At 73.6% G+C, this 23,782-nt stretch carries 21 protein-coding genes; 3 read left to right on the forward strand and 18 right to left on the reverse strand.

The features are described 5' to 3' along the window. Positions 1-34 precede the first annotated feature (34 nt). Genes ACLJPY_RS00790 through ACLJPY_RS00805 form a run of 4 tightly spaced genes read right to left on the reverse strand, consistent with a single transcriptional unit; the run spans position 35 to position 4,739 of the window. Positions 35-1,219, reverse strand: a complete 1,185-nt coding sequence (locus ACLJPY_RS00790) for a nucleotide disphospho-sugar-binding domain-containing protein (protein WP_410586433.1) — start codon at positions 1,217-1,219, stop codon at positions 35-37. Then, positions 1,219-2,412, reverse strand: a complete 1,194-nt coding sequence (locus ACLJPY_RS00795; protein ID WP_410586003.1) for a nucleotide disphospho-sugar-binding domain-containing protein — start codon at positions 2,410-2,412, stop codon at positions 1,219-1,221. Before ACLJPY_RS00795 ends, ACLJPY_RS00790 begins: the two co-directional genes overlap by 1 nt. A gap of 1 nt (position 2,413) precedes the next feature. Then, positions 2,414-3,541, reverse strand: coding sequence for a glycosyltransferase (locus tag ACLJPY_RS00800; RefSeq protein ID WP_410586004.1), 1,128 nt, complete (start codon positions 3,539-3,541; stop codon positions 2,414-2,416). A gap of 43 nt (positions 3,542-3,584) precedes the next feature. Further along, entirely contained in the window at positions 3,585-4,739 is a 1,155-nt protein-coding gene (locus ACLJPY_RS00805) for a nucleotide disphospho-sugar-binding domain-containing protein (RefSeq protein WP_410586005.1), read from the reverse strand. 613 nt (positions 4,740-5,352) lie between these two features. On the opposite strand from ACLJPY_RS00805, the gene ACLJPY_RS00810 reads away from it, so the two are divergent. Further along, positions 5,353-6,486 (forward strand): nucleotide disphospho-sugar-binding domain-containing protein, encoded by a 1,134-nt coding sequence (locus tag ACLJPY_RS00810; protein ID WP_410586006.1) that lies wholly within the window; start codon positions 5,353-5,355, stop codon positions 6,484-6,486. Between the two features lie 416 nt (positions 6,487-6,902). Here the strand turns inward: ACLJPY_RS00810 and ACLJPY_RS00815 are convergent, their stop codons facing one another. The 5 genes from ACLJPY_RS00815 to ACLJPY_RS00835 form a co-directional block, all read right to left on the reverse strand. Continuing rightward, positions 6,903-7,673 (reverse strand): ABC transporter permease, encoded by a 771-nt coding sequence (locus ACLJPY_RS00815; protein ID WP_410586007.1) that lies wholly within the window; start codon positions 7,671-7,673, stop codon positions 6,903-6,905. 35 nt (positions 7,674-7,708) lie between these two features. After that, positions 7,709-8,686, reverse strand: coding sequence for an ABC transporter ATP-binding protein (locus ACLJPY_RS00820; RefSeq protein WP_410586008.1), 978 nt, complete (start codon positions 8,684-8,686; stop codon positions 7,709-7,711). Then, complete coding sequence (locus tag ACLJPY_RS00825; protein WP_410586009.1) at positions 8,686-9,516, reverse strand: class I SAM-dependent methyltransferase; 831 nt, start codon at positions 9,514-9,516, stop codon at positions 8,686-8,688. Before ACLJPY_RS00825 ends, ACLJPY_RS00820 begins: the two co-directional genes overlap by 1 nt. 10 nt (positions 9,517-9,526) lie before the next feature. After that, positions 9,527-10,705, reverse strand: coding sequence for a nucleotide disphospho-sugar-binding domain-containing protein (locus ACLJPY_RS00830; protein WP_410586010.1), 1,179 nt, complete (start codon positions 10,703-10,705; stop codon positions 9,527-9,529). 74 nt (positions 10,706-10,779) lie between these two features. After that, on the reverse strand, positions 10,780-11,955 hold the full coding sequence (locus tag ACLJPY_RS00835; RefSeq protein WP_410586011.1) for a nucleotide disphospho-sugar-binding domain-containing protein: 1,176 nt from the start codon (positions 11,953-11,955) through the stop codon (positions 10,780-10,782). Between the two features lie 200 nt (positions 11,956-12,155). Here ACLJPY_RS00835 and rfbH point away from each other — a divergent pair, with 200 nt between their 5' ends. Continuing rightward, positions 12,156-13,463 carry a lipopolysaccharide biosynthesis protein RfbH gene (gene rfbH, locus ACLJPY_RS00840; protein WP_410586012.1) on the forward strand — a complete coding sequence of 436 codons (1,308 nt, stop codon included), beginning with the start codon at positions 12,156-12,158 and terminating at the stop codon, positions 13,461-13,463. Between the two features lie 493 nt (positions 13,464-13,956). Further along, positions 13,957-15,807 (forward strand): BTAD domain-containing putative transcriptional regulator, encoded by a 1,851-nt coding sequence (locus ACLJPY_RS00845; protein ID WP_410586013.1) that lies wholly within the window; start codon positions 13,957-13,959, stop codon positions 15,805-15,807. 411 nt (positions 15,808-16,218) lie between these two features. On the opposite strand, the gene ACLJPY_RS00850 is transcribed toward ACLJPY_RS00845, so the two are convergent. The 9 genes from ACLJPY_RS00850 to ACLJPY_RS00890 are packed head-to-tail and all read right to left on the reverse strand — an operon-like array spanning position 16,219 to position 23,773. Next, a complete protein-coding gene (locus tag ACLJPY_RS00850) occupies positions 16,219-17,331 on the reverse strand; it encodes a nucleotide disphospho-sugar-binding domain-containing protein (RefSeq protein WP_410586014.1) in 1,113 nt (370 codons plus the stop codon). A gap of 31 nt (positions 17,332-17,362) precedes the next feature. Beyond that, positions 17,363-19,735: a PEP/pyruvate-binding domain-containing protein gene (locus tag ACLJPY_RS00855; protein WP_410586015.1), complete on the reverse strand. Its 2,373-nt coding sequence runs from the start codon at positions 19,733-19,735 to the stop codon at positions 17,363-17,365. Continuing rightward, positions 19,732-20,799 (reverse strand): NAD(P)-dependent oxidoreductase, encoded by a 1,068-nt coding sequence (locus ACLJPY_RS00860; RefSeq protein WP_410586016.1) that lies wholly within the window; start codon positions 20,797-20,799, stop codon positions 19,732-19,734. The genes ACLJPY_RS00855 and ACLJPY_RS00860 overlap by 4 nt, the downstream gene beginning before the upstream one ends. A gap of 4 nt (positions 20,800-20,803) precedes the next feature. Continuing rightward, on the reverse strand, positions 20,804-21,187 hold the full coding sequence (locus ACLJPY_RS00865; RefSeq protein WP_410586017.1) for a SchA/CurD-like domain-containing protein: 384 nt from the start codon (positions 21,185-21,187) through the stop codon (positions 20,804-20,806). A 16-nt stretch (positions 21,188-21,203) separates the two neighbouring features. Then, positions 21,204-21,923: an SDR family NAD(P)-dependent oxidoreductase gene (locus ACLJPY_RS00870; RefSeq protein ID WP_410586018.1), complete on the reverse strand. Its 720-nt coding sequence runs from the start codon at positions 21,921-21,923 to the stop codon at positions 21,204-21,206. Positions 21,924-21,933: 10 nt separating this feature from the next. Then, positions 21,934-22,383, reverse strand: coding sequence for a DUF1772 domain-containing protein (locus tag ACLJPY_RS00875; protein WP_410586019.1), 450 nt, complete (start codon positions 22,381-22,383; stop codon positions 21,934-21,936). 9 nt (positions 22,384-22,392) lie between these two features. Continuing rightward, on the reverse strand, positions 22,393-22,698 hold the full coding sequence (locus ACLJPY_RS00880) for an antibiotic biosynthesis monooxygenase family protein (protein ID WP_410586020.1): 306 nt from the start codon (positions 22,696-22,698) through the stop codon (positions 22,393-22,395). Continuing rightward, positions 22,695-23,027, reverse strand: coding sequence for an antibiotic biosynthesis monooxygenase family protein (locus tag ACLJPY_RS00885; protein ID WP_410586021.1), 333 nt, complete (start codon positions 23,025-23,027; stop codon positions 22,695-22,697). Before ACLJPY_RS00885 ends, ACLJPY_RS00880 begins: the two co-directional genes overlap by 4 nt. An 11-nt stretch (positions 23,028-23,038) precedes the next feature. Beyond that, entirely contained in the window at positions 23,039-23,773 is a 735-nt protein-coding gene (locus tag ACLJPY_RS00890; RefSeq protein ID WP_410586022.1) for an SDR family NAD(P)-dependent oxidoreductase, read from the reverse strand. Between the last annotated feature and the right edge of the window lie 9 nt (positions 23,774-23,782).

A 23,782-nucleotide genomic window follows, 5' to 3' on the forward strand; every position in this document is an offset into this window, starting at 1 on the left:
GTTCCTCCTTGGCGGCCATCCTCGGCACGCGGCCTCAAGCGGCGGTCGACGCCGCTTCGCGCAGCGGCAACCGGGCGGCGATCTGGTTCGGGGTGGGCAGCTCGTGCAGCTCGGCGGAAAGCTTCCGGGCGCCCTCGTCGAGGGAACCGGCCAGGACGGCGGCCACCTTTTCGGTCAGCAGCTCCTCGAAACCGTCGCCGGGGAAGACGAAATCGGCCGCACCGGCCGCGACGAGCTGACGGGCGTTGAGGATCAGGTCCGCGCGCTGGGGCACGACGACCTGGGGCACCCCGGCGTCGACCGCCGTCAGGAGCGTGCCGAGGCCGCCTTGGGAGACCACCGCGTCGCAGGTCGGCAGCAGCGCGTGGAACGGCAGTCCCCGCACCACCCGCACGTTCGGCGCGACCGCCTCGATCGCCTCCCCCTCCGCCGCCGGCACCGCGGCCACCACCTCGGCGCCGAGCCCGGCGAGGGCTTCGACGACCCGGCCGGTGACGACGAGCTCCTTGTCGAACCGCCCGTTCGACATGCCCCAGGTGACGCAGATCCGCCGGCCGCGTCGCGGTTCGGTCAGCCAGCCGGGCAGCACCCCGGGTCCGTTGAAGGGCACGTACCGCATGGGCAGCCGGGTCACTTCGGGCACGCCGGGGACCGGCCCGCCCGGCGTCACCTGCACGCTCGGCGGGCACGGGTCGACGGTGACCTCCCCCAGCGGTTCCACGCCCGGCAGGCCCCACCGGGCGCACAGGTCCGCCAGTGCTTCGTCCTCGAACTCCCGGGTGAGGCAGGCGTAGTCGATCCCCCAGGTGTGCCGGACGGCGGGCACGCCGAGCAGCTGCGCCACGATCGGCCCGGCGTACGTCGTCGCCTCGAACACCACCAGGTCCGGCCGCCACGCGCGGGCGAAGTCGTGCAGCCCGCCGGTCATCGCCTCGGCCGCCGCCACCCCGAGCCAGCAGTTGCGCGGCCCGAACCGGCGCATCTGCGCCCATTCCACGAGCTGGGCGTCGTGCCGCCGCGCGCGCTGCACGTACTGCCCCATCATCGCGGCGGTGTCGACGTCGGCGCCGACCGCCACCGCGGGCAGGCCGGTGGCCCGCACCGCGGGCACCAGTCCCGCCTGGGTCGCCACGACCACCTCGTGCCCCGCCGCGCGCAACGACCACGCCAGCGGCACCATCGGGTAGAGGTGGGTCGTCCAGTTCCACAAGGTGAACATCACCCGCACGGGCCGCTCCCTTTCACCCCGGCCAGTTCCGGCAACCCGGCGGCCACTTCGGACAGTGCCGGCTGCGCGGCGGCCTCCTCGGCCAGCGCCGCCGCGGCCTTCTCGTGCGACGCGGAACCGAGCACCCGCAGCACGGCGGCCCCCACGGACTCCACGGTCGCGGCGTCGAGCGGGACCAGCTCGCCCGCGCCGGCGTCCGCGATCGCCCGGCTGTTGACCACGTGCTCGCCGAAGTGCGGCACGCACACCTGCGGCACGCCCGCGGTGACGGCCGACGCGACCGCACCGGCGCCCCCTTGGGAGACGATCAGGTCGCAGCTGGGCAGCAGCAGGTGCAGCGGCAGGTTCTCGGCCACCCGGACGTTCGCCGGCAGCGCGCCGAGCCGCGCGCGGTCCCGCGGCGACACCGCGCAGACGACCTCGGCGTCGACCTCGGCGAAGGCGCCCAGCACCTTGTCCACGCCGAACGCGCGCTCGCCGAGCACGTGCGCGATGGTGCCCCAGGTGACGCAGATCCGCTTGCGGCGCGGCGGTTCGAGCAGCCAGCGCGGGACGGTGCCGGAGCCGTTGAACGGCAGGTGCCGGGCGAAGAGGCGGCGCACGTCGTCGCGGCGCTGGAGGCTCGGCGGGCACGGGTCGAGCGTGGCCGTCCCGAGCACGTCGAGGTCGTCGAGGCCGAGCGCGGCCCGGTGGGCGGCGAGCGCCCGCGGCGCGAACCCGGTGAGGTACGAGCTGTAGTCCACGCCCCAGATCTGGCGCACCGCCGGCACGCCGCACGCGGCCGCGGCGAGCGGTCCGGCGTAGGTGACCGCGTCGAACACCATGAGGTCGGGCTGCCACCGGCGGACGAGCGCGACCAGGTCGTCCTGCATGACCTTCGCGATGAGCGCGTAGACGGACAGGGGCTGTTCACCCGCCGCGCGGGCGGCGTCCCAGTCGGTCAGCTCGCCCGCCGCGGCCTCCTCGGCCAGTGGCGAGGCCCAGTAGTACTTCTCGATGATCGGCAGCACGTCGAAGTCGGCGCCGACGGCGGCGGCCGGCAGCCCGCCGCGCGTCACCCCGGTCACCGCGCCCGGCGGCACCGCGACGAGCACCTCGTGCCCGGCGGCCCGCAGGGACCACGCGATCGGCGTGAGCCAGAAGTAGTGCGTGGGCCAGGCCCACGAGGTCAGCAGGACGCGCACGTCAGCCTCCCACCGCGGCGAGCAGCCCGGCGCCCGCCGCGGCCGGGTCCGGCAACGCGCGGGACTCCTCGCGCAGCGCGGCCGCCGCCTCGGTGAACGAGGGGTCGGCCAGGAGCTCGGCGAGGACGTCCCGGATCGCTTCGACGGTCGCGCCGTCGGCGCCGACCCGCACCCCGGCCCCGGCGCCGGCCAGCTGGGCCGCGTTCGTCTCCTGGTCCGGGATGAGCGGCAGGCACACCTGCGGCAACCCGGCGAGCACGGTGGTGAGGGCGCTGCCCGAGCCCCCGGGGTGGACCACCAGGTCGCAGCCCGGCAGCACCAGGTTGAGCGGTTGCATCACGACGGTCTGCCAGGTCTTCGGGTACTCCGGGCCGAACGCCTCGGCGCCCGAGGTCGCGAACACGACGTCGAGGCCCAGGTCGGCGGCGGCGGCGAAGACGAGCGCCGGGAGCGAGCCGGCCGCGCCGAACTTCCCGCTGGTCGTCCCCCAGGTGACGCACAGCCGGGGCACCATTCCGCGGCCGCGGAGCCGGCGCTCGTAGACCGCGGTGCCGTTGTAGGGCCGGTAGGCCATCCGCACCGGGGTGTACTCCACCGGCAGCTGCAGGCCCGGCGGGCACGGGTCGAGCGTCGGCGTGTCCCCGCTGACCACGCACGCGCCGGCACCGAGCCGTTCGTAGAGATCCGCGAAGGCGGTCCCCTCGAACATCCGCAGCGGGTAGGTGAAGTCCACGCCCCACAGGTGCCGCACGGACGGCACGCCGAGCGCGGCGGCGACGGCCGGGGCGGCGTAGGTCGTCGGGTCGTGCACGATGACGTCCGCGCGCCAGTCGCGGGCGAACCGGAGCAGGTCACCGGCCATGGCGTCGGCGACCGGGACGAACATGTCGAGCGGGGTCCGCCGCTCCCGCCGAGGTTTCGCACCGTCCATGAAGGACTTCATCCGCGGCGCGAGGTCGACGTCGGTGCCGATGCGGGCGACCGGCAGCCCGGTCCGGGCCGCCACCGGCACCAGCGACGGCGGGCAGGCGAGCACGACCTCGTGCCCGGCCAGCCGCAGGCCCCACGCCGTCGGGACCATCGGGAACAGGTGCGAGGGCCAGGCCCACGACACGAACAGCAAGCGCATACGGCCTCCTCGGCCGGCGACGGCCGTCGGGCGGATCACGGGGTCACCGGCGGCCGGCCAGCGTCAGCAGTTCGCCGACCGTCTCGTCGAGCGTGGCCTGCGCGGCCACCTCGGACCGCAGCCGCCGGGCGGCAGCGGCGGCCGCCTCGTCGGCGAGGACCGCGTCCAGCGCGGCCCGCACCGACTCCGGGTCGTCGTCTTCGACCAGCGCACCGGCTCCGGTGGCGGCCAGCCGCTGGGACGGCACGAGGTCCGGGAAGTACTCGGGCACCACGACCTGCCGCACGCCGGCCGCGATCCCGGTCATCATGGATCCGGCGCCGCCGCGCGAGATCAGCACCGCGCTGCTCGGCAGCACGAGGTGCAGCGGCAGGTTCTCGACCACCCGGACGCCGTCGGGCAGGTCCCCGCCGAGGGCGTCCGTGCTCGACACCGCGACCACCAGGTCACGGTCCGGCCGCGCGAGCGCCGCGACGAGCGCCCGCATCCGCCGCGCCGCGGCGTCCCATTCACCCGGTCCCTTGAACTGCGGCGAGACCCCCCAGGTGAGCACCACCCGGGGATGGCGCGGCTCGGTCCACAGCCAGCCCGGCACGGCGCCGGTCCCGTTGTAGGGAACGTACCTGGTGCGCAGGACGCGGCCGGGCACGTCGACCTGCAACGACGGCGGGCACGGGTCCACGGTGGCGGTGCCGGCCGAGTCGAAGCGGTCGATCCCGAGTTTTTCGCACAGTTCGGCGAAGGCGAGGTTTTCGAAGGCGCGGGCCGGGGAGTGGAAGTCGACGCCCCACAGCACGCGCACGTGCGGTAAGCCGAGTCTCGCGGCCACGAGCGGCGCGGCGTAGGTGGTCGGCTCGTAGAGCACGAGGTCCGGCGCCCAGTGGCGGCAGAACGCCTCGAGGTCATCGACCATGTCTTCGGCGAGCGCGACCGACAGCCCGAGCCGCTTGCCGGTGCTCGGGGCCGCACCGGTCTCGGGGCCCGGCCGGATCGGGCGCAGGGCGCGGGCCAGCAACGCGGTGTGGTCGCCACCGCCGCCCACGGACACCGCGGGCAGCCCCGCGCCGGTCACCGCGCCGGCCAGCCGGGGCTGCGTGGCGAACCGGACGTCGTGCCCCGCCGCGCGAAAGCCCCACCCGATCGGCACCAGGGGCCGCACATGGGACGGCCAGGCCCACGAGACCAGCAGCACGCGCACGCCGGTTCACCTCCACCCAGTAGTGCGGCCACGGTCGCCAGACCGGCTGGAGTCCGGGTCCAGGATGGGTGGTCCGGTGGCGGGTCGGCGGACGGCCGGAGCGCCGGCGGGTGGCGGGCCGTGGGCGGCGGGCCGGGTGGACGGCGGGCCGGCGGCCCGGGTGGACGGTCGGCAGTGGGCCGGAGCGCCGGTGGGCGGCGGCCCGGGTGGGCGGTCGTCGGCGGACCGGAGCGCCGGTGAGCGGCGGGCCGGTGGACGGCGGGCCGGGTGGACGGTCCGCAGTGGACCGGAGCGCCGGTGGGCAGCAGGCCGGTGGACGGCGGGCCGGCGGGCCGGCGGGCCAGGAGAACGGTCGGCAGTGGACCGGAGCGCCAGTGGGCGGCGGGCCGGTAGGCGGGCGGCGGGCCGGTGGGCCGCTGGGCGGTCGGCGGCGGGCCGGTGGCGGCTGCGGCGGCGGCTGCGGCGGCGGCGGCGGCGGCTGCGGCGGCGGCTGCGGCGGCTGCGGCGGCGGCTGCGGCGGCGGCGGCGGGCGGCGGTGGACCGGTGGCGGTGGCGGTGGCGGTGGCGAAGCAGGTTCGAGCCGTTCCCGAGGCGGGCAAGAGACCGTGCGGGCATGCGAATTCTGTTCTGCACGTGGGCGTGGCCGACGCACTACCAGCCCATGGTGACCCTGGGCTGGGCCTTCCGCGCGGCGGGCCACGACGTCCGGGTCGCGAGCCAGCCGTCCCTCGTTCCGGTGGTGCGGGCGTCCGGGCTGCCCGCGGTGGCCGTCGGGCGGGACGAGGAGATCGAGCCGGCGGTGGCCGGGCTGCTGGCGGCGGACCCCCGCGTGCGCGGTTCGGGCACGGAGTCCCGCACGGTGTCCGCCTACGCCGGGATAGCGGAGAAGATGGCGGGCCCGCTGCTGGCGCTGATGCGGTCCTGGCGCCCGGACCTGGTGGTGTTCGAGGAGAGCACCTACGCGGCGGCGCTGGTCGCGAAGGCATTGGACATCCCCGCCGTGCGCCACCTGTGGGGCGTCGACATCCTTTCCTACGTCCGGTCCTTCGAACCGGCGGCGCTCGCGGCGACCGCGTCCTCGCTCGGTTTGTCCACAGTGGACGTCGCGGGCGCGGTGACCGTGGACCACTGCCCGCCCACCCTGCAGGTACCGGGCGAATTCACCCGGCGGCACATGCGCTACGTCCCGTTCAACGGCGCGACGGTGCTGCCGCCATGGGCGGCCGAACCGCGGACCCGCCCGCGGATCTGCGTGACCTACGGAACGACCAGCTCCCAGCTGGCGTTTTACGAGTGCGTGATCGACCGGCTCGTCCACGCGGCGGCAAGCCTGCCGGTCGAGGTGGTGGCCACGGTGGCCGGCGACGACCTGGAGGCGGTCGGCCCGGTGCCGGACAACGTCCGGATAGTCGAGCGAATCCCGTTGCACGCGCTGTTGCCCAGCTGCGACCTGCTGATTTCACAGGCGGGCCCGAGTACGGCACTGACGGCGGTGTCCTGCGGAACCCCCCAGCTGATGATCCCCCAGCTGCCGGACCAGCGGCTCATCTCGAGCCTGGTGTCGGCAGCGGGTGCGGGCATCAAGCTGGACCTCCCGGAGGCGGACCCGGAGACGATCCAAAGGGCGGCGGCCGAGATCCTCGACAACGCGGCCTACGGCAAAGCGGCGGCCGGGCTGGCCCAGGAGAGCCGGGAGCAGCCGAGCCCCGCCGAGGTGGTCGAGGGCCTCGTGGCCCTGGCCAGCTGAGCCCGCCCGCAGCTCAGCCAGCGGGCGAGCCGCGAACCGCCAGCCGGTCCGCGGCTCGCCGCAAAACCGCCAGCCGAACCACGGAGCGCTGCAATCCCGCCAGCCGAACCACGGGTCGCTGCAAACCGCCACCCGAACCACGGAGCGCTGCGATCCCGCCGGCCAAACCACGACTCACCGCAAAACCGCCGGCTGAAAATCCCCCCGGAGGGGCGGGGGAGGTCGGACCCGCCAAGCTACGGCAGAGGGCGGCTGCGGCAGTCAACCCACAGCGACAGACAACCCGCCGCGACAGAAACCCGCCCGCCCGCAGCAGCCAACCCACCACAGCAGACACCCCGCCACGGCAGACAACCCATCCGCCTAAACCTCCCACAGCAGGGAAAGGCCCTGGCAGAGAAAGGCACCAACCACCTTCACCCCAACACGGCCCGCTGAAAAGCCCGCAGCCCCAACCACCCCACCCCACCAGTCCCACCCAAAAGCACGACCAACACCACCCAAGCCGACAGATGCGGCACACCCGGCGTCAACGCAGCCCGCAGCGCCTCACTCAGATAAACCACCGGATTCGCCAGCACAGCAACCTGCAACCACCGCACCGAACCCAACGCCGCCCACGGGTAGTAAACACAACCGAGCATCATCAACGGAATCATGATGATGCTGAACAGCACGTTCACCTGCGCAGGTTCCACCACCGACCCGAGCAGCAGACCCAGAGCAGCGGAGAACACCGAGCCGAGCAGCAGCATCAGCACCAGCAGCGGCCAGTCCGAATAGGACAGCGCCGGAGCCTGCCCCGGCGCGTGCAGGAACGTCACGATCGGCAGCACCAGCACCGCCGCGAACAGCGACTGCACCGCGCCGCTGACCACCCGCTCCACCCCCACCGCCCACACCGGAACCGGGGTCAGCAACCGGTCCTGGATGGACTTCGGGTAGGACAGTTCCGTGATCAGCGGCACGGTCACGCCGAGCAGGCCGGCGAACAGCATCGAGTTGGCGAGGATGCCCGGCGCCAGCACCGTGCCCGACGTCCCGCCGATCCCGCCCGAAATCGAGGGCAGCACGTAGGAGAACACGAACACCGTCAGCAACGGCTGGACCAGGACCCGGCCGAGCAGGCCGCCGAGCTGCTTGCGGAACACGACGTGGACGTCCCGGGCCAGGAAGGCGAAGAACACCCGGGCCGGGGACACCGCCGGCGTGCTGATCGTGGTCATGCCCGGTACGCCCTTCCGGTCAGGCTGAGAAACGCGCTTTCGAGACTGGGGCGGGCCGTGGTCACGTCCAGCAACCGGCGGCCCGCCGCGGCACCCAGAGCGACCAGCTCCGCGATCAGCCCGTCGGTCTCCGACGTGGACACCCGGACCGAAGCGCCGTCCCGCACCACCGGCAGCGCGCCGAAGTCCAGTTCGGACACCGGGCCGTCGTAGGTCGCGGTCACCAGGGACATCCCGCCCGCGGAGGCGATCAACGACGACACTTCGTCGCACACCAGCACGCGGCCGCCGTCGATGATCGCCGCGCGGCGGCAGAACCGCTCGGCCTCCTCGATGTTGTGCGTGGTGAGCACGATCGTCTGGCCCGAGGCGTGCAGCTCGCCGAGCACGTCCCAGACGTTGACCCGGCTGTGCGGGTCGATGCCCGCGGTCGGTTCGTCGAGGAAGAGGATCTCCGGCCGCTGCACCAGCGCCCGCGCGATCATCATCCGGCGCAGCTGGCCGCCGGAGAGCTGGTAGAACATCGCGCCGCGGCGGTCGCCGAGGCCGAACTGCTCGAGCAGCTCGTCCGCGCGCCGCCGCGCCGCCGCGCGGGTGCCGCCCCAGTACCGGGCCCGGTAGCGCAGGTTCTCCTCGACGGTCAGCTCCCGGTCGACGGAGTTGGTCTGGCTCACCAGGCTGATCCGCCGTCGCACCTGGACCGGCTCGCGCTCGGCGTCGAAGCCGGCGATGCGCACGCTGCCGGCGGTGGGCCGCACCAGGGTCGTCAGCATGCCGATCGTGGTCGACTTCCCGGCGCCGTTCGGGCCGAGCAGGCCGAAGAACTCCCCCGCGCGGACGTCGAGGTCGATCCCGGCGACGGCCTCGACCGGGCCCCGTTTCGCCGGGTAGACCTTCCGCAGCCCGGTCGCCGTCACGACCGACGCCGTCCGCCCGGCCACGACGGGCCGGGCGGGGGTTCGCAGTCCCGCCATCACACGGGCTTGCGCAGCACGAGCGACTGGCTCATCACCGGGTACATCGCGGAGACGAGCACTTCCGGCAGCGACTTCACCACGTGCTCGAAGTCGAACTCCGGCGTGCCGAGCAGCTCCCGCGGGTCGCCGGTCTCCAGCTCCAGCCCGCTCGCCTCGATCAGCGCGCCGACGTCCTGGTTGATGCCCCACATGTTCTGCTCCAGCACGCCGAACGGCCGGAGGTCCAGGAAGGCGTCCACCGTCAGGACCAGCTTGCCGCCCGGCTTCAGCAGCCGGGTGCTCGCCCGCACGATGTCCGCGCCTTCGGCGAGGTCCACGTGCTCCAGGACGGACAGGCACAGCACCCGGTCGAACGACTCCGGCTCGAGGTCCGCGTCCTGCAGGCGGGCGGCGACCAGCTCGACGTCGGTGCCGAAGGTGGTGTTGAGCAGCTGGTGCTCGCGCGGCGACAGCGGCAGGTAGCCCGGGTCGGTCCAGACGTTGTAGTCCTCACGGGCCGACGGGTCGACGTTGACCACCGAGCAGCCTTCGAGCGCGGCGACGAACTGCAGGCCGCTCAGCCCGCTGCCGACGTCGAGCACCCGCATGCCCGGGGTGAACTCCGCGACGGCGAACGCCCACGGGTACTCGTGCACCCGCGTGCCGCTCGCGTACTGGAAGGCGAACGGGCCGTAGTCCGGGTTCGCCGGATCGGCCAGCGCTTCCAGCGGCCGCTGCATCGGCCGCTTGCCCTCGGCGAGCAGCCGCGCGGACCGGTGTCCGTAGGGCGCGCCCCACTTCTCGTTCCAGGCCGCGAACTCGGGGGGAAGATCCTTGCGTGCCAGCATGGTTCACCTCTCAGACGGTGGCGTGCTCGCGTGCGGCCAGACGTTCCAGCACCGGCACGATCTCGGTGGGCGCGGGCTGGGCGTTGGCCTCGTCGGCCAGCCGCCGGGCGTCGGCCCGCCAGCGGGGGTTCTCGAGCAGGTCGGTGACCAGCCCGCGGACGGTGTCGGGCCCGGCGTCCTCGGGCAGCAGCACCGCGGCCGCCCCGGTCGGCGCCAGCTGGTTCGCGACGAACGCCTGGTCGGGGAACTGCGGCACGATGAGCTGCGGGACGCCGTTGACGACCCCGGTCATCGTGGTGCCGTTGCCGCCCTGGTGGATCATCAGGTCGCAGGTCGGCAGCAGCAGGTGCAGCGGCAGCGCGTCGACCACCCGGATGCCGTCGGGGATCGGGCCCAGGTGCTCGCGGTGCGAAGGCGCGACGGTGACGACGACCTCGGCGTCGATCCCGGCGACCGCCTCCAGCATCTGCCCGGCCAGCACCAGGTTCGGGTTCACCTTCGCCAGGGTGGTGCCCCAGGTGATGCACACCCGGCGCTTCGACGGCGGCTCCAGCAGCCACTCCGGCACCTCGGCCGGCCCGTTGTAGGCGATGTAGCGCATGAGCTGCTTGGGGTAGTCCGTCGGGAGCTGGATGCTCGGCGGGCACGGGTCCACCGTGAGCGTCCCCTGTGGACTGAACTCGGTGACGCCGAAGCGCTCGGCGAGCGGGCGCAGCAGGACCGGCTCGATGTCCCGGCCGCGGTAGGCGATGTCCGGCGCCATCAGCACCCGCACGTTCGGCACCCCGACCGCCGCGGCGGCGATCGGGCCGGCGTAGGTGGTCGGGCCGTGCACGACCAGGTCCGGCTGCCAGGCGCGGGCGAACTCGACCAGGCCGTCGACCATCGTCTCGGCGATGTCGACGAACATCCGCAGCGCGCGTTCGCCCTTGGGCTTGCGCAGCTGCTTCCACAGCTCCACCGTCGCCGGCGCGTCCCGGTCGATGTGCATCGTGTCGCGCGTCAGCTGGCTGAAGTCGCAGTCTTCGCCGACTTCGACGGCGGGCTGGCCGGACATGGTGATCGCCTCGGCGAGCGCGGGCGGACCGGCGACCCGGATCTCGTGCCCCGCGTTGCGCAGCGCCCAGGCCAGCGGAACCATCGGGTAGTAGTGCGGGGGCCACGCCCACGCGGAGAACAGCACGCGCATTCGCGTACTTCCTTTCTGAGACGCCGAATGTCCTGAACCTCGCAGCCGCGCTTGGGGCACGGCTGGAGGATCGCTCACCTCCCGGCGAGCGACCGCAGGTCCGCGACGAGGTCGGCGGGGGCGGGCCGGTCCTCGTTCTCCAGCCGCGCCCGGCGCGCCGCCGCCGCGAACCCGCTGCGCTGCAGCACGTCGAACACCGCGCCGGCCACCGCCGCCGCGCTGAACTCCGCGGCCGCCAGCGCGCGGCCCGCGCCCGCGGCCTCGAGCCGCCGCGCGATCGCCAGGTGGTCCGGCAGCTGCCCGACGGCGACCTGGGGCAGCCCGGCGGCGAGCCCGGTCAGGACGCTGCCCGCGCCGCCCTGGGACACCAGCACGTCGCAGTGGGCGAGGAGCCGGTCCAGCGGCGGGTCGACGAACACCGACACGGTGGGCGGCAGGTCGCCGAGCAGCGCGCGCTGCCGCGCCGAAACCGCCAGCACGACGTTCACGTCCAGTTCGGCCACCGCGCGGGCGGTCTCCCCCGCGAGGAAGTACTCCGGCCCGAGCAGCTCCATCGTGTGCCCCCAGGTGACGCACACCCGGGGCCGCGCCACCGGGCCGAGCACCACCTCGGCCCGCTCCGGACCCGAGCACGGCAGGTAGCGGACCAGCCGCCGCGGCAGGTCGCCCGGGGCGTGCAGGCACGACGGGGTCGGGTCGATCGTGGTGCCGGCGAGCGGGTCGACCGGCCCGACCCCGAGCCGTCCCCCGATCGGTTCCAGCAGGCCGGGCAGGAACCGGGCGGCCCGCGCCACCAGGTCGGGCCCGTAGAGGTGGCGGACCGACGGGATCCCGAGCGCGGCCGCCACCAGCGGCCCGGCGAACGCCGTCGGTTCGGCGACCACGAGGTCGGGCCGCCAGGCCTGGGCGAACCGCACGGCGTCGCCCGCCATCTCCCCGGCCAGCCGCGCGAACAGCTTCAACGCCCGTGGCACCCCGTCGGCCGGCGGCGCCGGCGCGGGCCCGGCTTCGGCGGGCAGGACGAACTGCCGGAAATCCGGCAGCACGTCGACGTCGGGGCCGGCGGCGACCGCGGTCAGCCCGAGCTCGGTGATCGCCGGGCCGAGCGCGGGCTGACCGAGCACTCTGACCTCGTGCCCGGCTCCGCGCAGCGCCCACGCCAGCGGGGCGACCGGATGCAGGTGGGTGCGCCAGCCCCACATGACGAACAGCACGCGCATCGCCCTCGGCCGCCGGCCGCCAGTGCTCACACTTCCTCCAGCACGTCACGTCCGCGGCACCCTTGCGCGCGGGCGAGCCCATTGATCACGGCCACACCGGACCAAGGCGCCATCGGGCCGCACTGGATTCGCCGTCCAGCCGCCCGCTCGCGAGCCGGGGTCGAGCGGGTCTATAGCCGCCATCGCGACACTTCGGCAGCTTTCCGTCACCCGAGAGCAGGGGATACGACATGGCCGATTCAGCGAGATCGCTCCTGCTGGAGCAGGTCCGCGGCTACCACCAAGCACAGGCCCCCGGGCCGGAGAAGTTCGTCCCCGGCGAGACGCCGATCCTGTCCTCGGGCGCGGTGCTCGACGCGGACGACCGCGTGGCGCTGGTCGCGGCCGCGCTCGACCTCCGGATCGCCTCCGGCGGGATCGCGGCCAAGTTCGAGTCGTCGTTCGCCAGGACCCTCAAGCGGCGCAAGGCGCTGCTCACCAACTCGGGCTCCTCGGCGAACCTGCTGGCGATCAGCGCGCTGTGCTCGCCCCAGCTCGGCGACGCCCGGCTGCGGCCCGGCGACGAGGTGATCACCGTCGCGGCCGGGTTCCCGACCACGGTGAACCCGATCCTGCAGCACGGCCTCGTCCCGGTGTTCGTCGACATCGAACTCGGCACCTACAACACGACGGCCGAACGGGTCGAAGCCGCGTTCTCGCCGCGCACCCGCGCGATCATGATCGCGCACACCCTCGGCAACCCCTTCCCGGTCGCGGAGATCGCCGAGCTGGCCGAGCGGCACGGGTGCTACCTGATCGAGGACAACTGCGACGCCATCGGGTCGACCTACCAGGGCCGGCTGACCGGGACGTTCGGCAAGTTCGCCACCGTGTCCTTCTACCCGGCCCACCACCTGACCATGGGCGAGGGCGGCTGCCTGCTGACTTCGGACCTGAAGCTGGAGCGGCTGGCGAGGTCCCTGCGCGACTGGGGCCGCGACTGCTGGTGCGAGCCCGGCGAGGACGACCGCTGCCTGCGGCGGTTCGACTTCTCCCTGGGCACGCTGCCACCCGGCTACGACCACAAGTACGTGTTCTCGCAGCTCGGGTACAACCTCAAGAGCACGGACCTGCAGGCCGCGCTGGGGCTCAGCCAGCTGGCGAAACTGCCCGACTTCGTCGAGGCGAGGAAGCAGAACTGGCAGCAGCTGCGCGAAGGCCTCGACGGCTTGCCGGGCCTGCTGCTGCCCGAGCCGACCCCGGGCAGCGACCCGAGCTGGTTCGGGTTCGTGATCACGGTGCGCCCGGACGCGGGCTTCACCGCCGGCGAGGTGATCGCCCACCTGGAGGCCAACGCGATCCGGACCCGGCGGCTGTTCGCCGGCAACCTCACCCGGCACCCGGCCTACCTCGACCGGCCGCACCGCATCTCCGGCTCGCTGGCCAACAGCGACATCGTCACCGAGCGGACGTTCTGGATCGGCGTGTACCCGGGCATCACCCCGGAAATGATCGAGTTCGTCATCGGCACGCTCAAGGAGTTCGTCGCCACCCACTGAAGCGAGCCTCCCCTCAGCGCCTCTCGGAACTCCCCCCGGTTCCGAGAGGCGCTTCTCTTTTCATATTGTGACGACTTAAGATAGAATTGATATTCACGGCAATTGTTACCACCGCGAACACCGCGTGTGCATTTATATTCACCGCTCGTGACGCACCCGACCATCGGGATAAACCGGATCTAACGGGAAACACGGGCGAATACGCGCGAATCGCCCGGGTCATCGGGTCTTCGCTGCTCACCGCGACTTCACCGGCCGCGAGCCGGTCGCCCTGGAGCTCTCCCCACCAACGTTTGGCCCTCTCGGGGAAATCTTGACACCGCCACCACCGGCGAATACTGTCAGCCGCACGGTGCGAAAGCGCTAAATCTGGGGTGAGGGCAGCCCTTTTGCACCGAACTGGGGATAGCGGTCGGCTATTTCGGCGTGCCGTCGGATAGTCGAATCACTATCCTCCGGTTACATGTTCTTATGCCTACCGCTGGGGGAAGTCATGAGATTCAATACCCTGGGCACCTTCGAGGTGACCCACGAAGACAGGCTGCTCACACCGACCGCACCGAAGCAGCGCAGCGTCCTGGCGCTGCTGGTCCTCTGCCACGGCGGCCTGGTGCCGGTGACCTCGCTCATCGAGGAGATCTGGCCGGAGAACCCGCCGGCGAGCGCACTGACCACCTTGCAGACCTACATCTACCAGCTGCGCAAGCTGTTCTGCGCCGCCGGCAACAGCCACGACGGCGTGCTGGTGACGAAACCGCTGGGTTACCTGGCCCGGATCGCGCCGGGCAGCGTCGACGCCGACGAGTTCGAGCAGCTGGCCGGCACCGCCAAGGACGCGCTGGAGGCGGGTGACCCGCTGCGGGCCTCGCAGCTGCTCCACCGGGCGACCGCGCTGTGGCGGGGCGACGCGTTGTGCGACGTCCAGCGTGGACCGTTGCTCGACGCGCACGCCGCGAAGCTCAACGAGGCCTGGTTGCAGGCGCTGGGCATGCGGGTCGAGGCCGACCTGCAGATCGGCAGGCACCACGAGCTGGTCGGCGAGCTGCGCGGGCTGATCGCGAAGTACCCGCTGCACGAGGACCTGTACGCAAAGCTGATGCTCGCGCTGTACCGGTGCGACCGGCGCTCGCAGGCGTTGCAGGTCTACCACGAGGTCCGGCGCTGCCTCGACGACGAACTGGGCATCGACCCCTCGCCGACCCTGCAGCGGCTGCACCAGAACGTCCTCTCGGACTCCCCCTCGCTGCGCCAGACGACGCCGGTGGTGCGGGCGGGGACGGTGCCTTCGCCGCGGAACATCGTCCAGGCGCAGCTGCCCGCGGACCTGTCGGACTTCACCGGCCGGACCGCCGAGCTGGCCGAGCTGGACCGGCTCCTCACCCCCGAGGGGTCGGCCGGCCGGACGTTCGCGGTGACCGGGATGACCGGGGTGGGCAAGACGGTGCTCGCGGTGCGGGCCGCGCACGCGGCCCGGTCGCGCTTCCCGGACGGCCAGCTGTTCGCCGAGTTCGGCCCGGACACCGAGCCGGCCGACGTCCTCGGGAGCTTCCTGACCGATCTCGGGGTCCCCGCGGCGGAGGTGCCCGTGGGCGAGGCCGAGCGCGCCAAGCTGTTCCGCACCAGGACCGCCGGCGGCTGCGGGCTGATCCTGCTGGACAACGTCTCGTCGGCCGCGCAGATCCGGCCGCTCCTGCCCGGCGGCCGCTGGGTGGTGCTGGCCACCGGACGGCGGCTCACCGGCTCCCTGCCGGGGCTGGTGCCGATGCTGCTGGAGCCGATGTCGACCGACGACGGTGTCGCGCTGATGTCCAAGGTGGTCACTTCGCGGAACATCCTGCACGAGCGGGGCACGCTGGCCGCGGTGGTCCACCGCTGCGGCGGTCTCCCGGTGGCGCTGCGCGCGCTGGGCGAGCGGCTGTCGGTCAACCGGCACTGGCCGGTGACCAAGCTGGCGGCCCGCGTCATCGGCGACGACGGCCTGCGCCCGGAGCTGCAGGCCGCGGGTGTCGACCTGCACGGGCCGTTCCGGGAGGACCTCGCCGCGCTCGAGCCACGGGACCGGCAGGTGCTGACCCGGCTGTGCGAGTCCGGACTGGACTGTTTCACGGCGAAGAACGCGGTCGCGGTGGTGGACGCGAGCGAACGCGAGGCGGAGGACGCCCTCGACCGGCTGGTGGCGGCGAACATGCTGCGCGTGCGGGTCCAGGCCGACGGCCCGGAGTTCCACTACTCCCTGCCGCCGCTGTTCAAGGACTTCTGCACCGGGGCGGAACGGCCGTCGCACCTGCTCCAGGTGGTCGCCATCCCGCGCGAGGCGGAGACGGGGATCGCCGTCCCCGGCTGAGCGGCGACCGGGACCGGCGGAGTGGTTTCGTGGAGGACCGCCCCGCCGGAACCGGCGAACGGCGGGCTTGCCGCCAGGAGAAGTGCATACGGTGAACGGAACGGCCGACACGGGGTACTCCCCGGCGTGTCGGCCGTTCCCGTCTGTGTGCGGCCGGTCCGGCCACCCCGGCCGGCACCAGGTGTCGCGCATCCGAGGTTCGTTGACGGCGACCCGGCTCAAGCGCCCCAAGGCGGCCTTGGTTGCGTTGAACCAGGACTGCGGCGCGGAGCGCCTCCGTTGAGGGCGGTGGTGGGGGCATGGATGGAGCACCGAAGGCCGCCTTGGGTGCGTCTCACGCACCGAAGGCCACCTTGGGGCGCTCGGGACCCGCGACGGCGGGCAACCACTCCCCCGCCGGCACCGCCCGCCTCACCGGAGGAGGAACTCCAGCTGCGCCACCACCGCCGCTGGGGCCGGACGCGACTGGTTCTCCGCCGCGATCTCCGCCGCCCGCCGGGCGTAACCCGCGTCCGCGAGCACCCCGGCCGCAGCCGAAGCGACCGCCTCCGGGGTGAGCTCCGCCGCCGGGAGCAGGACGCCCGCGCCCGCGGCCGCCACCCGGCCGGCGTGCGTGACCTGGTCGCCCTTGAACGGGACCACCAGCTGCGGCACCGCGCAGGCCGCGGCCGTGAGCGCCGTGCCCGCGCCGCCCTGGTGCACGACCAGGGCGCAGCCGGGCAGGATCGTGTGCAGCGGCACCGATTCCAGCACCCGGACGCCGTCGGGCAGCTCGCCCAGCAGGGGCCGCTGGCCGCGGGCCACCGCGACGAGCACCTCGGCCCCGCAGCGCAGCAGCCCGGCCAGCGCCACCCGGACCGGGTCCAGGTTGCCCGTGGTGCCCCCGAACGACGCGCCCCAGGTCAGGCAGACGCGGGGACGGCCCGCCGGGGCGGCCACTCGGGGGACCACGGCCGAGCCGTTGTAGGGGATGGTGCGCAACGGCCACGTCGAACCCGGGGTTTCCACCTGCAGGGCCGCCGGGCACGGATCGATCGTCACCGTGCCGGACGGATCCGGCTCGCCGAGGCCCCAGTCGGCCCACAGCGGCGCCAGCAGGGGCCACTCCCCCGCGCGCTGGGCGTAGGTGTGGTCGACCCCGTAGAGCACCCGCGCCGACGGGATGCCCGCCACCGCGGCCGCGACCGGGCCGGCGTACTCGCGCGGGTCGAACAGGACGGCGTCCGCCCAGTCGCGGGCGACCGCCACGAGCGCGCCGGCCCAGCCCTCGGCGGTCAGGCGGAACATCCGCATCGTCCGCTCGGTGCGGTCGCCCGCGCGGGGGTCGAACCCCTGCCAGGCCACCGTTCCGTCCACGTCCTCGCCCAGCGGCAGCACCGGGAGCCCGGTGCGGCGCGCCGCGTCGGCGAACGACGGCGCCGCCGCCACCCGCACCTCGTGCCCGGCGGCCCGCAGCCCCCAGGCGAGCGGCACCACCGGGTAGAGGTGGGAGACGGCGGGGTAGCTGGTCACCAGGATTCGCATGGGACACTCCGGGGAAGAAGGACGTGGCCGGTCAGGACGCGCCGAGGACCTCGACCGCGCCGGTCGTCCCGTCCACGGTGACCAGCTGGCCGTCGCGCAGGACCTCGGTCGCGTTGCCGGTCGCCACCACGGCCGGGATGCCGTGCTCGCGCGCGAGGATCGACGGGTGCGAGAGCAGCCCGCCGGTGTCGGTGATGAGGGCGCCGATGCCGCCGAACAGCACCGACCACTGCGGCGTCGTCTCCGGGCAGACCAGCACGTCGCCGGGGCGCAGCTTCGCGAACTCGCGCTCGCTGATCACCACCCGCACGACGCCGGTGTACCGGCCCGCCGACGCCGCCGTCCCGCGCAGCAGCCGGTCGCCCGCCGCCGCCCGGTGCCCGGCGCCCAGCTCGGACACCGAGTCGATCCACAACATCGGCTCCAGCACCGCGCGGTCGGCCGGGGCCAGTTCGGCCAGCACGGCCTCCCGGTCGGGCCCGCTCTGGTACTCGCCGTAGGTCTGCGGGCCGAGGTGGGCCTGCGACCACGCCTGCTGCCCGGCGCGCAGCGACACCAGATCCTGCTGCGGCGCACCGGAAGCGAAGGCGGCGCGTGCTTCGTCCAAAGTGAGCAGGAAGATGTCGTCGACGTCGGCCAGCTGTCCGCCCGCGACCAGCCGGGCCGCCACTTCCCGCAGCGCGTACCGGACCTGCGCCCAGGCGACGTGCGCCTCGAACCCGGTGTCGTCGCGCAGCGGGAACGCGCGTTGCGCGCGGGCCAGCGCGCGTCCGAACCGCGCGAGCTCCGCTCCGGACAGCCGGGCGCGGGCCGCCACGACGGTCACCTCGCGCTCGGCGACGGCCGCCGCCGCGGCGGCCTCCGGATCGGTGCCCGCGTCCAGCCGGTCCCGGATCAGGCTCAGCACCAGCCGCGGCTGTTCCGCCAGCGACGGCTCGGCGAGGTCCGCGCCGAGACAGCGCTGGCCGTACTCGACGAGGTAGGCGTCGAACGCTTCGGCGAATTCGCCGGACGGCTCCTCGAGCACGCCGGGGTCGCCTTCGGCGAGGCGCGCCAGGCGGGTCAGCTCCCGCGCGGGCTCGGCCGCCCGGCCGGGGAGCCCGGTCAGCATCGGCAGGATCTCCGCGGCGCCCCAGCCGAGCAGGTCACGGCAGACGACGCCGAGCTCGCCCCAGACCATGCTGGACACGCCGCCGACGAGGAAGTGCAGCCGCTGGGCCTCGTAGGCCAGCTCGACCCGCCGGTCCAGTTCCGCGATCAGCTCCGGCCCCGGCAGCTCGCCGAGGACCACCGACCGGACTCCGGTCAGGGCGGCGCGCAGTCCCGGGAGCCACTCGGCGTACCACCGGTCGACGATCTCGCCGTGCTTGTCGGCCCGGCCGGCCGCGACCACCTCCGCCGCCCGCTCGCGCACCGCGTCCACCGAGGCCAGCGGCACGATCCGCACGTAGGACCAGCCGCCGAGGTTGCGCACCTCGACCCGCTCGCCGAACGCGTAGGTGAACAGGTTCGAGCTGGTCCGGTTGACCGCCCGGATCAAGGTCGAGGTGTTCATGGGTGACAGCGGCTTGAGCGTGTACCCGCCGCGGAGCCAGAACCCCGGCGGCACCTCGAACTCGATCGCGACCGGCGCCGGCCCCGCGGCGGGCAGCGCCGTGATCGGGCGCGCCTGCAGCAGGACGACGTCGTCGCCGGCCCACGCCCATTCGATGTCCTGCGGCGAGCCGGCGTCGGCCTCGACGCGGCGCGCCAGGTCCGCGACGCGGCCGGCCTGCTCCGCGGTCAGCACCCCGTGCGGCCCGCGGACCAGCGCGGGCGTGTCCGTGACGGCCCATTCGTCCGGCACGGCCCGGCCGGAGACCAGCTGGTCGCCGAGCCCCGGCACGGCGTCGACGCGGACCGTGCCGCGCGCGCCGGTGACCGGGTCGGCGGTGAACGCCACCCCGGCGGCGACGGCCGCGACCAGCGGCTGGACCAGCACGGCCAGCCCCGGCCGGTCCGCGCGGCCGCGGTATTCGCGCAGCCGGGCGGTGTCGGCCGACTCCCAGCAGGTGCGCACGGCCGCGACGAGCTCGTCGAACCCGGACACACCGAGTACGGTCTCGTACTGCCCGGCGTGGGACTGCTCGTCCCCGTCCTCGGCAACGCCCGAGGACCGCACGGCCAGCGGCACGTCGCCGAAGTGCCCGGCCACCGACTGCAGCGCGGCGAGCACCTCGGCCGAGAACTCGCCCGCCTCGAACGCGGCGACGGTGAGCACCAGCCCCGGCGGCACCGGGAAACCGGCCTGCCGCAGCTGCGCCAGCCGGGCGGCCTTCCGCCCGGCTTCGGCCACTTCGAGGGCGGGCTCGTCCAGTGAGCGGAGGAGGGCGGGCTGGGTGAGCGCGGGCTGGGTGAGCGTCACGCGGGACCTCCCGGGGTGTCGATGAGGATCGCGGCGACCGGCTCGCCGTCGCGCCGACCGGCGGGATCCGGGTCGGCGGCGAGGTCTGCGGTGTCGGTGCGGGCCTCGGCCGCCCGGCCGGTCACCGCGCCCGCGGCATTCACCACGTCGGCAGCGGAGTCCGCGTCGGCGCGAACCGCCGAACCCCGGCCGACGCCGGTCACCTCGTCCGCGAGATCGATGAGGATCGCGGCGTCCGCGTCGCCCGCTCCGGCCGCGACCACCGCCTCGTACGCCAGTGCGGCCGCGGTCAGCACCGGTGTCCCGACACCCGCTTCGGCCGCCGCGGTGGTGCCCAGCTTCAGGTCCTTGGCCATCAGGGCGGAGCGGAACGCAGCCGGCTCGTAGCGGCGCGAGCGCATCAGCTCCGCCCGGAACGACAGGACCTTCGAGCTGAAGCCGCTCGCGCCGATCGCCGCCAGCAGGCGGTCGCGGTCGAGGCCGGCCGCCACGCCGTAGTTGACCGCCTCGGCCAGCGCCGCGACCTGGCCGCCCAGCAGGAGGTTGAACACCAGTTTCGTGGTGGCCGCGTTGCCCGCCGGGCCGAGGTAGGACACCTCGCGGCCGATCGCCGACAGCACGTCGTCCGCCGACTCGACGCCCGGGCGGGCGCCGGCGGCGAGGACCCGGAGCTCCCCGGCCGCGGCCTGCGCCGGGTTGCCCAGCACGCACGCCTCGATCCGGGTCACGCCGGCGGCCGCGAGCCGGGCGGTCAGCGCCCGGGAGTACCCGGCCGACACCGTCGAGGTGTCCACGATGAGCAGCCCGGGCCGGATCGCGGGCCCGGCCGCGGCCAGCACCGCGTCCACCGCCGGCTCGTCGGCGAGGCTGAGCAGCACGCGGTCGGCGCCCGCCACCGCGGCCTCGGCCGAAGCGGCGAGCTCGGCGCCGCGGTCGAGCAGCGGGGCCGCCTTGGCGGCCGTGCGGTTGTGCACCAGCACCAGGTAACCGTGGCCGAGCAGGCTCGCCGCCATGCCCGAGCCCATCACGCCGAGGCCGAGCACGGCGATCGTCTTGGTGTCCATGGCCTCAGCTCGCGGCGAACGCGGCCGGCGGTACCGAGATCTGCGAGATGCACCGCATCACGCTCTTGGCGAAGTGCTGCCGGAAGCCTTCGGGCGTCTCGGTGTTGCGCTCCGAAGCGAGGTACGGCTTCAGCTGCTCCTCGACCAGGTGCACTCCCTCCTGGCGGGCCATGTGCCTGCCGATCTGGGAGAAGTCGCCTTCGTAGTGGATGAACCGGACCAGCTGCGCGTCGCGGATGAACACCGCGGTGCCGAGGAGCCTGCCGACCTCGGCGCCGCTCTCGTCGCGCATGATCGGCGAATCGGCCCGCTTGAAGTTCGCGAAGATCTCCGCGATCTCGTCTTCGAAGCCGGGCTTGATGTCGTAGGTGATGGCCGCGTAGGGCATGGCAAAGCCTCCTGGTTCACATTCCGCCGTCGACGGCCAGCAGCGCGCCGGTGACGTAGGCCGACAGGTCACTGGCGAGGAACAGCACCGCGCCGGCGACCTCTTCCGGGGTGCCGAGCCGGCCCAGCGCGGTCATCCGCTTGACCCGCTCGGCGACCGGCGGCGGGAGCTCGTCGCCGGTGTCGATCACGCCCGGCGCGATCGTGTTGACCCTGATCCCGCCGAACTCCTTGCACAGCGACCGGGTCAGGCCGACCACGCCCGCTTTCGCCGCGGTGTAGTGCGCCGTGCCCGCCATCCCGCGGAACGCCGCCGAGGCACCCACGTTGATCACGCTGGCGCCTTCGGCCAGCAGGGGCACGCACGCCTGGGTGACCAGGAACATCGACGTCAGGTCGGTGTCGATCAGCCGGGTCCACTCGGCGAGGTCCAGCCCGGCCAGCGGGGTGTGCCCGTGCACGCCCGCGTTGTTCACCAGCACGTCCAGCCCGCCCAGCTGCTCCCGGCAGGTTTCCGCGACGCGCGCGACCTCCGCCGCGACGGTCACGTCGGCGCGCACGACGCTGCCGCCGAGCTCGGCGAGCTCCCGCCGCAGCGACTCCGCGGCGGCGGTGTCTTCCCGGTGCACGGCGACCACGGTCGCGCCGGCCGACGCCAGCCCGAGCGTCACGGCCCGGCCGATCCCGCGGGTGCCGCCCGTGACGAGCGCCCGCTTGCCCTTCAACCCCAGTTCCACGCATTGCCTCCTATCCGGCCGCGACCACGGCGATCGCGTTGACCAGCAGCGCGGCGATCGCGAGACCGGTCCGCAGCAGGTTCCAGTTGCGCCACCGCGGGCGCGGGTCGTCCCAAGTGGACGGGACGGTTTCGAGCGTCTTGACCGACCGGTTGATCGGCACGTTGGCCAGGTGCGACACCGCGGACACGCCGAGCAGCAGCACCACGGCCAGTCCGAAAAGGACTGAGGCGCTGGTGATCGCCAGCACGGCGTCGGCCACCGCGGTCCCCAGCACGGTCAGCGGCATCACCGGGTCGTAGTTCTTCCCGATGAGCCGGTGGGCGGCCACGTACTGCTCGGGCTCCATGCCCCGGAACGCGGGCACCACGCTGAGCGCCACGCAGAACAGCACGCCGGCCGCGATCCCGCTGCCCGCCAGCACGAGCACCTCGAGCACGGCATCCACAATGGCCTCCACAACGGACTCCTAATAGCTGGCCACAACCTGGTAGAGACCGAACGCGCTGCCCCGTGAGGCGTCCTGGTAGGGCCGCAGCGGCGAAGTCGTGCCGCGGTGGCTCGGTCCGGTCTCCCACTCCCGGAAGGCGTCCAGGTCGGCCCACTCGCTCATCACGACGAACGAGCGGGCCTCGCCCAGCGACTGCATCAGCTCGTTGCCGAGCAGGCCCGGCGTGCCGGACAGCTCCGTGCTGATGCGGTGGTAGGCCTCGGTGACGCCGCCGGCGTCACCCTCCGGCGCCGACGCGTAGATCAGCACCCGGACCCGGCTCACGCCCGGGCCCCGGCGCCGGCCCCGGTCAGGTTGTGCACCACCCGCATCGTCTGCATGGAGCCCTTGCTGCGGTACGGGTGCAGCTTGCCGCGGTGCACCAGGTGCTCCTCGCTGCGCTCGTACTCGCGGAACAGCTCCTCGTTGACCCAGTCGCTGACGATGTAGTAGACGCCCTCCTCCTCGTCGCCGCGGGAGAGCCACTGGCCGAGGTTGGCGCGCTGGCCGGTGATCGTGCCGGCGCTTTCGTACCAGACCTTCTCGAACTCCTCGCCCTTGCCGGGCAGGACCTCCATCCGCAGCATGACGCGGAAGACCTCGGTGTCGGCCATCGTGTTCCCTTTCAGATTCCGCCGTCGACGTGGACGGTCTCGCCGGTGATGTAGGACGACAGGTCGCTGGCCAGGAACAGCACCGCGTTGGCGATCTCCGCCGGGCTGCCCAGCCTGCCGATCGCCGTGAGCTGGTGGTAACGCTGCCTGACTTCGTCCGGCAGCGGGCGTTCCGGCGTCTCGATCACGCCGGGCGCCACCACGTTGACCCGGATCCGGCGGCCGCCCAGCTCCTTGGCCAGCGACCGCGCGAGCCCGATCAGCGCCGACTTCGACGCCGTGTAGTGCGCCCGCAGCGGGATCCCGACGGTCGCCACGCGGGAGCCGATCAGCACGATCGACGCGCCGTCGGAAAGCAGCGGCAGCGCCTTCGAGATCAGCAGGTAGGCCGCGGTCAGGTTCGTGTCGAGGACGCGCTTCCACTCCTCGAGCGGCAGCTCGCCGAACGGGATGTGGCTGATCGCGCCGGCGTTGCTGACCAGGACGTCCAGCCCGCCCAGCCGCGTCCGGCACTCTTCGAGGAGCGTGTCGACCTGGTCGGGCCGGGTGACGTCGGCGAGCACGACGTGGTGTTCCCCGCCGATCTCCTTGAGCTCGCGGGACATCTTGGCGGCGGCTTCGGCGTCCGACCGCCCGCAGGTGACGAGGCCGGCGCCCGCCCCGGCGAACGCGTGGGACAGGCCGCGGCCGATCCCGCCGGTCCCGCCGGTGACCAGCACCCGTTTGCCGTCGAGCCTGATGCTCATGTCTCTCCT

It is taken from the genome of Amycolatopsis sp. lyj-23 (genome assembly GCF_046549135.1).
Lineage (GTDB): Bacteria > Actinomycetota > Actinomycetes > Mycobacteriales > Pseudonocardiaceae > Amycolatopsis.